The organism is Pseudarthrobacter cellobiosi, from assembly GCF_023913815.1.
Taxonomy (GTDB): Bacteria; Actinomycetota; Actinomycetes; order Actinomycetales; family Micrococcaceae; genus Arthrobacter; species Arthrobacter cellobiosi.
Genome location: NZ_JAMXBK010000015.1, coordinates 1 through 13,482 on the forward strand (window position 1 = coordinate 1; position 13,482 = coordinate 13,482).

Annotated in this window: 13 protein-coding genes and 1 pseudogene; 9 read left to right on the forward strand and 5 right to left on the reverse strand. The window is 65.2% G+C overall.

Annotated elements, in window-relative coordinates:
- A partial coding sequence (locus NG701_RS01535; RefSeq protein WP_509908563.1) for an excinuclease ABC subunit UvrA occupies nucleotides 1–1,176 on the forward strand: 1,176 nt, incomplete at its 5' end.
- A 217-nt stretch (nucleotides 1,177–1,393) separates the two neighbouring features.
- The gene (locus NG701_RS01540) at nucleotides 1,394–2,056 is read left to right on the forward strand and encodes a transglycosylase family protein (protein ID WP_252563844.1); all 663 of its coding nucleotides are present in this window, start codon (nucleotides 1,394–1,396) and stop codon (nucleotides 2,054–2,056) included.
- Between the two features lie 195 nt (nucleotides 2,057–2,251).
- Here the strand turns inward: NG701_RS01540 and NG701_RS01545 are convergent, their stop codons facing one another.
- Nucleotides 2,252–2,851 carry a hypothetical protein gene (locus NG701_RS01545; RefSeq protein ID WP_252563846.1) on the reverse strand — a complete coding sequence of 200 codons (600 nt, stop codon included), beginning with the start codon at nucleotides 2,849–2,851 and terminating at the stop codon, nucleotides 2,252–2,254.
- A gap of 189 nt (nucleotides 2,852–3,040) precedes the next feature.
- Here NG701_RS01545 and NG701_RS01550 point away from each other — a divergent pair, with 189 nt between their 5' ends.
- The 4 genes and pseudogenes from NG701_RS01550 to NG701_RS21285 all read left to right on the forward strand — a co-directional run.
- Complete coding sequence (locus NG701_RS01550; protein ID WP_252563849.1) at nucleotides 3,041–3,955, forward strand: MSMEG_6728 family protein; 915 nt, start codon at nucleotides 3,041–3,043, stop codon at nucleotides 3,953–3,955.
- A 4-nt stretch (nucleotides 3,956–3,959) separates the two neighbouring features.
- Nucleotides 3,960–4,820 (forward strand): SDR family oxidoreductase, encoded by an 861-nt coding sequence (locus NG701_RS01555; protein WP_252563852.1) that lies wholly within the window; start codon nucleotides 3,960–3,962, stop codon nucleotides 4,818–4,820.
- Nucleotides 4,821–5,036: 216 nt separating this feature from the next.
- Nucleotides 5,037–5,402, forward strand: coding sequence for a hypothetical protein (locus NG701_RS21280; RefSeq protein WP_374208641.1), 366 nt, complete (start codon nucleotides 5,037–5,039; stop codon nucleotides 5,400–5,402).
- Nucleotides 5,308–6,093 (forward strand): annotated as a pseudogene (locus NG701_RS21285) (HNH endonuclease signature motif containing protein); the annotation flags it as partial. The gene NG701_RS21280 and the pseudogene NG701_RS21285, both read left to right, overlap by 95 nt.
- A gap of 45 nt (nucleotides 6,094–6,138) precedes the next feature.
- Here NG701_RS21285 and NG701_RS01565 read toward each other — a convergent pair.
- The gene (locus NG701_RS01565) at nucleotides 6,139–8,643 is read right to left on the reverse strand and encodes a Tex family protein (protein WP_252563855.1); all 2,505 of its coding nucleotides are present in this window, start codon (nucleotides 8,641–8,643) and stop codon (nucleotides 6,139–6,141) included.
- Between the two features lie 137 nt (nucleotides 8,644–8,780).
- Here NG701_RS01565 and NG701_RS01570 point away from each other — a divergent pair, with 137 nt between their 5' ends.
- Nucleotides 8,781–9,077: a hypothetical protein gene (locus NG701_RS01570; RefSeq protein WP_104062760.1), complete on the forward strand. Its 297-nt coding sequence runs from the start codon at nucleotides 8,781–8,783 to the stop codon at nucleotides 9,075–9,077.
- 218 nt (nucleotides 9,078–9,295) lie between these two features.
- Here the strand turns inward: NG701_RS01570 and NG701_RS01575 are convergent, their stop codons facing one another.
- From NG701_RS01575 to NG701_RS01585, 3 genes are all read right to left on the reverse strand, one after another.
- Nucleotides 9,296–10,366, reverse strand: coding sequence for an alkene reductase (locus NG701_RS01575; protein ID WP_252563858.1), 1,071 nt, complete (start codon nucleotides 10,364–10,366; stop codon nucleotides 9,296–9,298).
- Nucleotides 10,367–10,530: 164 nt separating this feature from the next.
- Nucleotides 10,531–11,139 carry a PKD domain-containing protein gene (locus tag NG701_RS01580; protein WP_252563861.1) on the reverse strand — a complete coding sequence of 203 codons (609 nt, stop codon included), beginning with the start codon at nucleotides 11,137–11,139 and terminating at the stop codon, nucleotides 10,531–10,533.
- A gap of 317 nt (nucleotides 11,140–11,456) precedes the next feature.
- Entirely contained in the window at nucleotides 11,457–12,110 is a 654-nt protein-coding gene (locus NG701_RS01585) for a DUF6318 family protein (protein WP_308292579.1), read from the reverse strand.
- A gap of 233 nt (nucleotides 12,111–12,343) precedes the next feature.
- On the opposite strand from NG701_RS01585, the gene NG701_RS01590 reads away from it, so the two are divergent.
- A complete protein-coding gene (locus NG701_RS01590; protein ID WP_252563866.1) occupies nucleotides 12,344–12,778 on the forward strand; it encodes a pyridoxamine 5'-phosphate oxidase family protein in 435 nt (144 codons plus the stop codon).
- Between the two features lie 19 nt (nucleotides 12,779–12,797).
- On the forward strand, nucleotides 12,798–13,289 hold the full coding sequence (locus tag NG701_RS01595) for a very short patch repair endonuclease (protein WP_252563869.1): 492 nt from the start codon (nucleotides 12,798–12,800) through the stop codon (nucleotides 13,287–13,289).
- The last annotated feature ends 193 nt before the right edge of the window (nucleotides 13,290–13,482 follow it).

Sequence of the window (13,482 nt, forward strand, 5' to 3'; positions counted from 1 at the left end):
CGCGGCGGCGGGGCGCGCGGCGGCGGGGCGCGCGGCGGCGGAGGGTCCCGCGGGCCCGGCGGCAGGACTTCCGACGTAGAGAATTCCGACGGCGGCACGGCACCTCGCGCAGGCCAGGCCCGGGAGCCCGACGGCTGGCTGGAGCTCGCGGGGATTAGCCGGCACAACCTCAAGGACCTGGATGCGCGGTTCCCGCTGGGCGTTCTGACGGCAGTTACAGGGGTGTCCGGCTCCGGCAAGTCCACCCTGGTAACGCATGTCCTCGGCGAAGTTGTGGGATCCGGCCTGAAGAATCACCAGGCTCCGCAGCTGGCAGAACCTGATGATGCGGGCCCGGCCACGGCGTTGTCTGTGGGACCGGTCAGCGGCGCGGAACGGATCGACAGGCTGGTCACGGTGGACCAGAAACCCATCGGGCGAACCCCTCGCTCCAACCTCGCCACCTACACCGGCCTGTTCGACGCGGTGCGCAAGGAATTCGCGGCCACAGAGCCAGCCAGGGCACGCGGGTTCGGCGCCGGGCGGTTCTCCTTCAACGTGGCCGGAGGCCGCTGCGAAACCTGCCAAGGCGAAGGCTTTGTGGCGGTTGAACTGCTCTTCCTCCCGGGCAGCTACGGGCCGTGCCCGGACTGCGACGGTTCCCGCTACAACCCCGAGACCTTGGAGGTGACGTACCGGGGCAAGAACGTGGCGGAAGTGCTGCGCCTGACGGTGGACGCCGCTGCAGGGTTCCTGGCCGACATTCCGGCCGCGGCCCGCAGCCTGAAGAGCCTCCGGGACGTGGGTCTCGGCTACCTCCGGCTGGGCCAGCCCGCAACGGAGCTTTCCGGCGGCGAGGCCCAGCGCATCAAGCTGGCCACCGAGCTCCAGCGTGCCCAGCGGGGACATACCCTCTACCTCCTGGACGAGCCCACCACGGGGCTCCATCCCGCCGACGTCGAACTGCTGATGGCCCAGCTCCACGGCCTGGTGGACAGCGGCAACACCGTGGTGGTGGTAGAGCACGAGATGGCCGTCGTGGCCGCAGCCGACTGGGTCATTGACCTTGGCCCCTCGGGTGGGGACGAAGGCGGCCGCATCATCGCCGCCGGAACTGCCGCCGACGTCGCGAGTTCCACTGCCAGCCGCACCGCGCCCTACCTGGCGGCTGCGCTTCCCCAGCTGGTCACCAGCTGACCACCAGAAATCATCTCGGTTTGATAACGGGCCGGCGATGTCCTAGCGTGAAATGCAAGCCCGTTCTTCGGGCGACATGAATGCCCGGTGCTGCCTCCACCAGAACTGCCCGGCCGGCAGACACCGAAAATTGACCTCTATATCGTCAGGGGCGGGCAGTGGCGCAATAACCTCCGGGGACGGACCGAGCGCTGGTGGCCTTCAGGAGCATCACACCATGAACAACAACACCATTCGTACTGCCGCACGCCGTGGAGTGGCCGTCGCCGCCATTTCCGCAGCTGGCCTTGCACTCTCCGTCACCGCAGCAAACGCGGCCACCGACGGCGCAACCTGGGATTCACTGGCGCAGTGTGAAAGCGGCGGAAACTGGGCCACAAATACGGGCAATGGCTACTCGGGCGGCCTACAGTTCAGCGCCAGCACGTGGGCTGCTTACGGCGGCACCGGTTCCGCGGCCGACGCCAGCCGCGAGCAGCAGATCGCCGTGGCCGAACAGGTCCAGGCGTCGCAGGGCTGGGGAGCGTGGCCGTCCTGCGCCGCGGAGCTTGGCCTGAGCGGCGGAGGGGGCACGACGGCGGTGACTCCCCAGAGTGCTCCGGTCCAGAGCGTGCCTGTGGAGAGTGCGCCGGTCCAGGCGCCGGTGGAGCAGGCTCCTGCCGTGCCGGTCCCGACGGATGCCGTGACGGCTCCGCAGCACGCCGCGCCCGTGAAGCTGAGTGGCGAGACCTACACGCTTGAGCCCGGCGACACCCTGAGCACCGTCGCCGACCAGCTTGGCATTGAGGGCGGCTGGCAGGGCCTGGCGGACGCCAACCTGGACACGATTGCCAACCCGGACCTCGTGTTCTCCGGGCAGGTCCTCCAGCTTCCCGCCTAAGCCTCAGCACTTTCCGCGGGAACCGCCCCTTTCCCCAAGAACGACGGCCCGCGAAAACAACAAAAACCCGGCAGCAACAACCCCGGGAAACAACGACGCCGGAGCGCCCCTCACTGGGGAACTCCGGCGTCGTCCGTTGTGTTCTGAATGGCTGGCAGGCGCCTGATCTTCCTGCCCGCCCGCGGTTTTGCTCGCTTAGGCTGCTGCCTTGGCGGCCGGAATCTCGCGGATGATGCGAACCTTCCACGCGGCGTCGTCGGTGGTGTCCAGCAGGGCCACCGTGCCGTGGGCGAGGTTCAGTGCCACACGCTTGGCCGCAAGGAGTTCGAGGTAGAGGTGCTCGTTCATGCGGCTGGGGGTGTCGATCATGTACTTCACGGCATCGCGGACCTTGCGGTAGTTGGCGCTCTTCTCACGGTGCAGGTGAAGTTCCAGCATCTGGCGATGGCGCACTTTGGGCTCGTGCTTGTTGAGCCAGGAGACGGCGAGGTGCACACCAACCACCAGGGCGAGGGAAACGGCGTAGATCCACCAGCCGCTGGACATCAGGAACAGGGGCAGGTTGCCGATGGCCACGAGTGCGATCACGATCCGCAGCGCCACGATCCGGCGAAGGGTCAGGGCCACGGAGGCCATGGCCGCACGAAAGCCGTGCTGCTCGGTCCGCGCCGCGGCCGGGTCAAGGGTAAATTCATCAAGGACCAGGATGCCCTTGGCCTCCGGATCAAGCATCTGCCCAAACTTGGGCACAAACAGCTGCGTTGAACCGGCGGTCACTTCAGGTGAAATTGTCATGAGGGGGCTTCCGGGACGGTGGGGCGTTTCGGTGATCTTAGTGGTTAGCGGCACCCGCTGTATGTATCGGTCCACTATGTGAACTATTCCATGGCCCTGTCGCGGTTGGGGGGCGCTGCCAGGGGTCCCGCGCGTGTGGCGCCGGGCACTGCAATTGGCACATCCGCCGCATGCCGTCAGACTGAAGGGATGCAAACCTTCCTTCCGTATCCCGATTTCCGGCAGAGCGCCGCAGCACTGGACACCGCCAGGCTTGGCAAGCAGCGTGTCGAGGCGCTGCAAACCCTCCGGGCTCTGGTGATTCCCGAGTACGGCTGGCTGGACCACCCCGCCGTCCGCATGTGGATGGGCCATGTCCCGGCGCTCACCATGTACGGCCTGGCGATGGTGGACGAATGGACCACCCGCGGCCATGCAGACAACACGCGCGCCAACATCACCGAGTTCGCGCCCCAGGCTGCACACCCGGACTACGCGGCCAAGATCCCGCTGCCGGAGTGGCTCGGCAACCCTGATTTCCACCTGAGCCACCGCGCGAAGCTGCTCCGCAAGGAACCGAAGTTCTACAAGACGGTGTTCCCGGACGCCGACTTGGACCTGGACTTCATTTGGCCTGAGCCCAAGCACGAGTTCTATCCGGCAGAATCCGAGGGCGACATCCTCTGGATCCTCCGCGACCCGCACGCCGAAATCGATCCGCAGACGCTGGATACCGTGGCCCTGCCGCCGATCCGCCGCGGCGGTGCTGTTGCAGCCGGCGCTCCCGAGGACGGCTACTCCCCCGTTTACGTCGACGACGGCTCCCGCCGCCCGTCCAAGCAGCCCCGCAAGCTACCGCGCAAGCAGCTCGTGAAGAAGCCCACCCGGAAGCGCCAGGCGCAGGAGGAAGCATTCGCCACCCTCCCCGGCAAGACCACCGTCGCGGTTTCGTTTGAGGACGGCAACAAGTTCGCCGTCGGGCAAGTGCTGGGCCGTCCCATCACGCTCGACGACGGCCGGTTCGGCCGCACCTTCAGCGTCACCGAAGTGATCGACCGGTCCGCGTTCGATTACCCCGCGCTCCTGCAGGACCCCCGGGTGTTCTTCCCGGTTCCCGCTCCCTGAGTCCGTGACCATCCTCCTGGCCGGCTGCGGCGATCTTGGCACTGAAGCAGGCTTGCGCTTCGCCGCGGCAGGGCATCGGGTGGTGGGCTGGCGCCGTTCGCCCGAAAAACTGCCCTCTGCGATCGTAGGTGTGGCGGCGGACCTGGGTTCCACGGACCTGCCTGCGGTCCCGACGGACACCACCGCCGTCGTCGTGGCCGTGGCCGCCGACTCACCCACGGAACCGGCCTACCGCGCCGCCTATGTGGACGGGCTGGCGCATGTCCTGGACGCCCTGGAGCGCGACCGCGTGACGCCGCGCCGCGTGCTTTTTGTGTCCTCCACCGCTGTATATGGGGACGCCGCCGGTGGCTGGGTTGATGAGAGTACGACGGCAGCACCTGGCGGCTTCTCCGGACGTATCCTTCTTGAGGCGGAGGAACTCCTGGTTTCGCGGCTGCGCGGCACTGGTACTTCTCCCGTTGTGCTGCGGCTGGGCGGGATCTACGGTCCGGGCCGGACGCGGTTGATTGACCAGGTCCGCAGTGGGAATGCCGTGGTTCCCGACGAACCACGCTTTACCAACCGGATCCACCGGGACGACGCCGCTGCGGCGATCGTCCAGTTGGCCACGATGGAAGCTATGCCTGCGCCCGTATATGTCGGCGTGGACAACTCTCCCGCTGAACTTGGGGATGTACTGCGGTTCCTGGCCGCCGAGATGGGCTATCCGGAACCGCCCGTCAGACCGGCCGGCGAGGCCCGTGGTGGCAACAAACGCTGCAGCAATACGCTGCTCCGCGGGACCGGGCTCGAGTTCACCTACCCGACGTTCCGGGAAGGTTACCGGGCAGTTCTGGCGCGCACCGCAGTCCGCCACCCGTAGCCTCCCGGCGCGAACGGTTGCGGCCTTTCCCACCGACGATCCCGCGCGAACGGACACTTAAGCCCCCTGCGCGCGAAGGGACACCTGAGGCCCTGAACTGCAGCGACGCGGCTGGAGGCACGGATCGAAGCTTTGAGCGTTCTCCTAATCGCAGAGTTATGCACATAGCCACTCATCCACGCCGTTTTTGTCAGACCCTCCGGGGATGATTTGAGTATGGATAGCAGACCAGCTGTGGAGACGGCGGAGGCCCTTTCGGGGTCCTTCGCTGAGCTGGCTGTGGTGATCGGTGGTACTGCCGATTCCTCGGGATCCTGTGGTCCGGATCCGCTTCGCCGTAGAGCTGATATTGCCCTGGAAACTCTGGCTGGAGTCGCCCGCGGGGAAGCGAAGATGGCGGCGCTGAAGGTCTATGCGGCAGCCGTGTATGCCGACGCCGCCGAGGCCCTGGCGGGTCCTGCCGAGTCGCCGCAGGACCACAGAGGTCATGGCCTGGCTCTCCGCCTACCTCCCCGCCGACCAGGCCGCCGGGATCTGGGAACGCACCACCACCGCCGCAAGAGCGCTCCAAGGACCTCATGAGGACCGGACCATCAGCCAAATCCGCGCAGACATCGCAGCCACCTGGCTCCTTGACGGCACCGGTGATTCAGGCGGGGAAATGAGCAGCGGTCTTGCTGGTGGTGTTCCCTCGCCGCGGGCGCAGGTGCTGGTCACGGTCCCGGTACTGTCCCTCCTGGGCCTCACTGAGGAGCCCGCCATGTTGGACGGGTACGGCCCGATCCCGCCGTCCATGGCCCGGCACCTGATCGCCGACGGCGCCGAGTCCTTCCACCGGGTACTGACCAACCAACGCGACGGCGCTCCGCTGGAAATCGGTAGAACCAGCTACCGCGTCACGAAAGCCCAACGCCAATGGCTACGGCTGCGGGACGGGAAGTGCCCCTTCCCCGGCTGCAGCAACCAGTCTTTGGACAACGATGCGGACCACCTCCTCGCTTGGGCGCACGGCGGCACCACCGGCATATCGAATCTCGGGCAGCCATGCCCGAAACACCACAGGCTGAAGCACACCAGCGGCTGGACACCCAAAGCAGCCACCAAGAATGAACCACCCGGCTGGATATCACCCACCGGACGCCACTACGCCAGCGAAAACCCCGACTGGGAACCACCACACTGGCCAGACCACCTTCAGGCAATGGCCGAACATATGGCCAACAATATGGCCGAACATCCTGACCCAGCGATCCCCGCACAGAGTCCACCGTAAGCTGGCCCGTGGCGTCCCATTGCCGAATATCAAGTCAGCACGTGTCTATTTGCCGAGGCCAGCCTTACGGAGCGCCTCTGCCATGGCGGTGTTTACAGGCACCGGATTCGGTGCCTGCGGCCGGCCGCCGGGCGACTTCGGATCGAGCTTCGAAGTCGATGCGTTGTCGCCCGGGCTCGAGGCCCCGCGTCCGCGCTGCCCACCCGAGTCGCGCCCACCGGAGTCTCGGCGTGCATCTCCCGGACGCCCCCCGGCAGGGCGTCCCCCAGCTGGCCGACCACTTTCAGGCCGACCCCCTTCCGAACGCCCGCCCTGCGCCCGCCCACCCGAAGGCGACGGTTCGTCGTCGAGCCTTAGCGTGAGCGAAATCCGTTTCCGCTCCGGGTCGGCTTCCAGAACCTTCACGCGGACAACCTGCCCGGACTTCACCACCTCACGGGGATCGGAGACAAAGCGGTTGGCCAGCGCCGACACATGAACCAAGCCGTCCTGGTGCACTCCCACGTCCACAAATGCGCCGAACGCGGCCACATTGGTGACTGTCCCCTCGAGCACCATGCCGGGCTTGAGGTCGGAGATCTTCTCGATGCCTTCGGAGAAGGTCGCCGCGGCAAAAGCGGGTCGTGGATCGCGGCCTGGTTTGTCCAACTCCGCCAGGATGTCCTGGACCGTGGGCAAGCCAAACGTGCCGTCGACGAAAGCGCGGGGATCAAGGGACGACGCCGGCGCCGAGCCCGCGGCCACCAGGATTTTCCGGGCAATCGGATACGCCTCGGGGTGCACGCTCGACGCGTCCAGCGGCTCTGCTCCCCCGGTGATCCGCAGGAAGCCTGCGCATTGCTCAAACGCCTTCGCACCCAGTCGGGGCACCTTCTTCAGTTCGCTGCGCTTGGCAAACGGCCCGTGTTCGTTTCGGTACGCCACAATGTTTTCGCTCAGCAAGGGTCCGACGCCGGCCACGCGACTCAGCAGCGCGGGCGAAGCAGTGTTCACGTCAACGCCCACCGCGTTCACGCAGTCCTCGACCACCGCATCCAGGCTGCGGTCCAGCTTCGACGCCGTGACGTCGTGCTGGTACTGCCCCACGCCGATGGACTTGGGATCGATCTTCACGAGTTCGGCCAGCGGATCCTGAAGCCGCCGCGCAATGGATACGGCACCGCGCAGGGATACATCCATGCCCGGCAGCTCCGCCGAGGCCAGCGCCGAAGCGGAGTACACCGACGCTCCGGCCTCTGAAACCACCAGTTTTTGCGGTTTCGCATCCGCGGCCGGCAGCAGCTTGATCAGTTCCGCGGCAAGCTTGTCCGTCTCGCGAGACGCTGTGCCGTTGCCGATGGCCACCAGCTCCACGTTGTGCTTCCGGGCGAGCCGGACCAAGGTGGCCAGGGCCTCGTCCCACTTCCGCGCAGGGGCGTGCGGGTACACAGTGTCTGTGGCCACCACTTTGCCCGTACCGTCCACGACGGCCACTTTCACGCCGGTCCGCAGCCCCGGGTCCAGCCCAAGAGTGGCGCGGTTTCCGGCGGGTGCGGCCAGGAGCACGTCGCGGAGGTTGGCGGCGAACACCCGGACAGCCTCGTCCTCGGCGTCGGTGAACAGCCGCCCCCGGAGGTCTGCAGTCAGCCGCGCCAGCACGCGCGAGCGCCAGGCAAGCTGCGCGGTCTGGATCAACCACCCGTCGGCAGGCCGGCCACGGTCGGCAACCCCGAGGCACCTGGCCACGGCGGATTCGTAACGGGAACGCGCGGCGGCCAGGGCGTCGTCGTCGTTCGGATCCGCCTCGGCGAGATCCAGCTCCAGGACGCCGTCCTTGTCACCGCGCAACAGCGCAAGCACGCGGTGCGAGGGCATTCCGGTGGGCGCCTGGGCGAACTCAAAGTAATCGGCGAACTTCTGCCCGTCGGCCTCCTTGCCCTTCTTGACCCGCGACACCATCCGCCCCTGCGTCCACAGCCGCTCACGCAGGGTTGCGGCGAGGTCCGGATCCTGCGAAACCCGCTCGACCAGGATGGAACGGGCGCCGGCGAGCGCGGCGGCCGCGTCATCAATAGAGTGTTCGGCGTTCAGGTACTTGGCGGCCTCGCGTTCCGGATCCAGGTCGGGCCGCTTCAGCAGCGAGTCGGCGAGCGGTTCCAGCCCAGCTTCACGGGCGATCTGGGCCTTAGTGCGGCGCTTGGATTTGAAGGGAAGGTAGATGTCCTCCAACCGGGACTTGGTATCCGCGGCCAAGATCGCTGCCTGCAGCTCGGGGGTCAGCTGCCCCTGCGCGGCAATCGCTTCGAGGACAGCACGACGGCGGTCCTCGAGTTCGCGGAGGTAGCGCAGTCGCTCGTCGAGCTCGCGCAGCTGCGTGTCATCCAGCGTCCCGGTGGCTTCCTTGCGGTACCGGGCGATGAACGGAACGGTGGACCCGCCGTCGAGCAGGTCCACTGCAGCCTTGACCTGCCAGGTCTTCACGCCAAGCTCGGCGGCGATCTGGGCGTGGATGGCGCTGTCCGGAGTTGAGGCAGACGTGGGGGCAGACGGGACGTGCGGGAGTTGGGTCACCTGAACATTTTGCCCTACGGGCCTGATGGTCTCCAGCGACGCACTGCCGGGCAGCCGGCCGGGGTATTCCGCTCCGGGCCGCGAAGTGCTGTAGTTGATATGCCGTCACAGGTAATCACTTCGAGGAAGAGGCCACCATGCGGGAACTGCTCATCGTCTTTCAGGAAGGATTCGACGAGGCCAACATTACCGTTATGGTCAACGGCAAGGAGGTCCGCCGCGATATGGGGGTGTCCACCAACCCGCTGCTGGGAGAAGCCTACGAAGCGTCCGTGGAGCTGCCGGCGAAAGGGGCGCAGGTGGGCGTGGAAGTCACCAACCGGGGCCTGAAAGCCATTACCAAAGTCAGCGGAAAGCCCAAAAGCCTGCTCGTCTCCATTCAGGACGACAAGCTGGTGATGCGCGAAGGGACGGGCCGGGAGGCATACCTGTAGTTATTTCTCTAGCAATAATCCATTCACTGGAGTATTCTGGCGATACCGCTCAGTTCTTGTGAACCTGGGCGGGCCAATCTTGAAAATGAGCCAAAAAGGCCGTCGGATGGCTAATTGGCGCGCGCTGCCGGGACAGCACACCGAGCAGCCAACGACGGCGGCACCCAAGCCGGGTGCCGCCGTCGTCGTTAATCTCTGGCCAAGGCGAGCATTGACCGCTAAGCCGAATACGCGGGGTAATCCGTGTAGCCTACGGAGCCTTCTGCGTAGAACGTGGACGCGTCCGGTTCGTTCAGGGGGAGACTTTCCTTCCAGCGCCGCGCGAGGTCCGGGTTGGCAATGGCGGGGCGTCCCACCACCACAGCGTCTGCATGACCGTCGGCCACCAATGCGGTTGCTTCCTCCAGCGTGGTGATGGTGCCGAAGCCGGAGTTCACCAGGAACGTGCCGTTGAAACGCGCCCGGAGATCCTGGACCAGCTCACTCGTGGGCTCGTGGTGCAGGATGCTGACGTAGGCGAGGTTGAGCGGGGCAATGCTGTCCACCAGCACCTCGTAGGTGTCGCGGACATCGGCCGCATCCGTTTCGGCGATGCCCTGGACGCTGTGCTCCGGCGAGATGCGGATGCCCACGCGGCTCGAACCCACCGCGGCCACCGCGGCGTTGACCGTTTCGATCACAAAGCGGGCCCGGTTCTCCGGCGAGCCGCCGTAGCTGTCGTCGCGGACATTGGAGTTCGGGGCAAGGAATTCGTGGAGAAGGTAGCCGTTGGCCGAGTGCAGCTCCACGCCGTCGAATCCCGCTTCAATGGCATTGGTCGAGCCGGTGACGATTTCCTGCATCACGACGGGCAGCTCACCGATGGTCAGCGCGTGCGGGACAGGATACGGCTGCTTGCCGGACGGGGTGCGGACCTCGCCCTCGATGGCGATGGCGCTCGGACCCACGATGGTATGGCCGCCGGTGATGTCCGCATGGGAAACCCGTCCGCCGTGCATGATCTGGGCGAAGATCCGGCCGCCTTCAGCGTGCACCGCGTCGGTGACCTTCTTCCAGGCGGCAATCTGCTCCGCGGTGACGAGACCGGGCTGACCCGGGTAGGAGCGTCCGGCGGGGCTCGGGTAGATGCCTTCGCTGACGATGAGTCCCAAGGATGCGCGCTGCCGGTAGTGCTCCACGACCAAGGGACCCGGAACACCGTCCTCGCCTGAGCGGAGACGGGTCAGGGGTGCCATTACCAGGCGGTTGGGCAGCTCAAGCTCGCCTAGAGTCAAGGGGGAAAACAGCATGCGCAGTTCCTTTCGAGGTGAATTGGTACTGCTGTGCGCAACTGCGCGGCGCGTGCAAGTATTCCGATGGAGGCGGGGATCACTCTCTGCAGGGGTGGCGTGGCTGGTTTTTGAGTTGCTAGGTCCCGGCCGCCTGCCGCCTAAGACGCGTCGCCTGATGCTTCCTATCGGGGCGATGCGACGCCCGGACATCCTTGACCCTGCGGGTTTTGGTTGCAGTCGTCGGCGTAGTTCCTTGTGATGGACCGCCAGACGCTGATGGTCTGCGGCGGTGCGCTGAACTGGCCTTGGCCCGGTATAGGCAGCGGTGGTCCGTTGTTCACGGAATACGTGCCTTGGAAGGACGTCGTGAGGACAACTTGGAAGTCGCCAGTGTCCGCGTAGACGTGGCTTGTTCGGGTCTTCTCACCCCAGCGGTCCTGTGGCAGCGGCCCACCCATGGAAGGCTGCGGACCGAAGACGGTTCCGTCGCCGTAATTCCAGGTGTACTGAACCGGCGTGGCGACTACGTGAACCTTCTGTCCGAGCATCGTGACGTCGAACTGTTGCTCGGACGCGTCGGCGTAGAAGTTGGTCTCAGCACCCCGGAGCGTGTTGGGGCTGGGCTGCGCGACCACTGCTCCCGCGCTGACGGGCAGGCTCTCGAGCTGCTGCTGGATCTGGGCGGCAATTTGCTCCAGGACATCGACAGGCTTTTCGTCATAAATGCAGGTCGGTCCCGCGAAAAATGTGTAGACGTTCAGCGCCTTCAGAGACCTATACCAGTTAACCACGCGGCCGTTATCCCCATCGGTGCATTCGATATCGGGCCCTGCACAGTTCGACCCGTCGAGTTTGGGGTCCGCTCTGCATACGTGTTTGGATCTGTACTTGAAGGGGTCATCCGGAAGCCCGACCGGCACCGAAGTCCATGAATTGCTCTGAGGATCTTGAAACCAGCCAACGGCGGTAGCGCCATTGCCAGCCCAGCCAGTCCCAATCGCCGGTGAATCGGCGGAGTCTGAAATGGCTGTCGGCCCCGAAAACAGCATCAGGACCATGCAAGCCATCAGGGCCAGCAGCCTCGGCCGTGCTGGAGCATGGCTGTCCATTATTTCACCAGGTGTTCGACAGTGTTGGCTTTCCATCCACTTCCATCGAAAACGGCAATGACGATGTCACCAACGGCCGGCTGTCTGGGCAGACTCCCTTTGAGCGTGGCATCCGCTAGGTAGTAATCAGTCGCATCTTGATAAACTTGGACTACGGCTTGATACTCAGCGGGGCCGGTCTCGATAAAGTCTGAATGAACCCCCTCCACGTGCATTTTGCCGCCAGCCATCCAGCGTCCATCCGAATGCCACTCCGTGACTTCGGTCCTAACTTTCGCACAGCTACCGCAGGACGGCCCTGAGGCCGACTCCAGCGGCTTGGTATCGCCAGTCTCGTAGGCGTAACTCAAGGTCGAGTACCAGTATGCGACGAACGCCTCGAGCCCCTCCTTCGTCTCCGTCTTCGCCACCTCCGGCAACACCGGCACCGGCACGTTCTGAGCACGGCCGCTAGCCGAAGCGGGCACGTAGGCGGGAGTCGCCGTCGGGGTTGGGGTTGCGCTTGGGCTTGCCGTCGAAGTCGGAGACGCGGACGAGGTGCCCCCAGGATCGCTACCCGAGTTGCAACCGGTCAAGAGCAATGCAGACGCGGCAACAGCAGCAACAAGGTGCATGCGCAAACGCCTGGACGTGGAAGTGATGTGCGATGTCATGGGCAGCTAATCCCCCGATAGTTTCAAGACGCCTCGCTCCGAACAATGACCTTAAGGGTAGCCCAGGAGACATTTGAGCGATAAAAGTTATCCACAGCCACCCGCCATCGGTTCTACCACCGCGAAGAACCAATAAAAAGTCACACGGATAATCGTCCTCCCAGCCCCTTGCGCACCGGATTCCCACGCACAACCCCTAGAATTCTTCTACCGAACGTAGAAGAATGGGCTGCATGATGTTTACCCACGCAGATGGCAACCCCGTTCTTGAGCTCGACGACGAGCAGTCCTGGAAACTCCTGGAAGCAACAAAGCACGGCCGGCTGGTGGTCTCTGTGGCCGGTGAACCCGACATTTTTCCCGTCAACTACCTGAGCTCGGACCGGAAGATCTACCTCCGCACCGCGCCAGGCAACAAGCTGGCGCAGCTCACCATCAACTCCCGGGTGCTGCTTGAAACGGACGGTATCCTCTCGGACGAAGCCTGGTCGGTGGTCCTCCGGGGCACGGCGCGTGTCCTGACCAAGTCAACGGAGCTCGCCGCCGTCGAAGAGCTCGGCCTGAAATCCTGGGTGCCGACGCTGAAGGATTTCTACGTGGAGGTCGTGCCTACGTCCGTCAGCGGCCGCCATTTCGAGCTGGGTGACCAGCCGGAGCGCGAAATTTAGGAGCCCCTAGGCTGGAATCATGGCGGATAGGCTCACTCCCGAGCAACGCAGCTGGAACATGTCCCGCATCAGGGGCAAGAATACCAAGCCGGAACTGCTGGTGCGCCGCCTCCTTCATGCCAAGGGTTACCGCTACCGCTTGCACGGCAGGGCCGGCCAAAGCCGCCTGCCCGGCCGCCCGGACCTGGTATTCGCAGGCCGGCACAAGGTCATCTTCATCAACGGCTGCTTCTGGCACTTCCACGACTGCCGGGTAGGCCAGCACGCGCCCAAGGCGAATGCCGCCTTCTGGGAGGCCAAGCGCACCCGCACCAAAAACCGCGACGCCGACCAGCGCCAACAGTTGATGGCCGCCGGCTGGGAGGTGCTCACCGTGTGGGAGTGCGAGTTGAAGGACGGCTCCGCCCTCGAAGCCCACCTGGTGGAGTTCCTCGGCGGCCGGCGGATAGGCGCCCGGCAAACAGGCGGCAGGCGAATCCACGGCAGGCAAGAAACGCCAGCGGGAATTTGAGTCAAACTTGAGCCTTTGCCGCCTCCCGAATTGATCGGCGCCCGCAAAGATGAACTCCTATGAAAAACCCGCATTCTCCTCAGGAATCCCGCAGTCCTTGTCCCGAACGGCTGCATCCCCAGGGAACAGATTTACTCTGAAAGTGGACACAAAACCAAGTCACAGCCCCCCATCGGGGCGGCAGGCGCGAGCG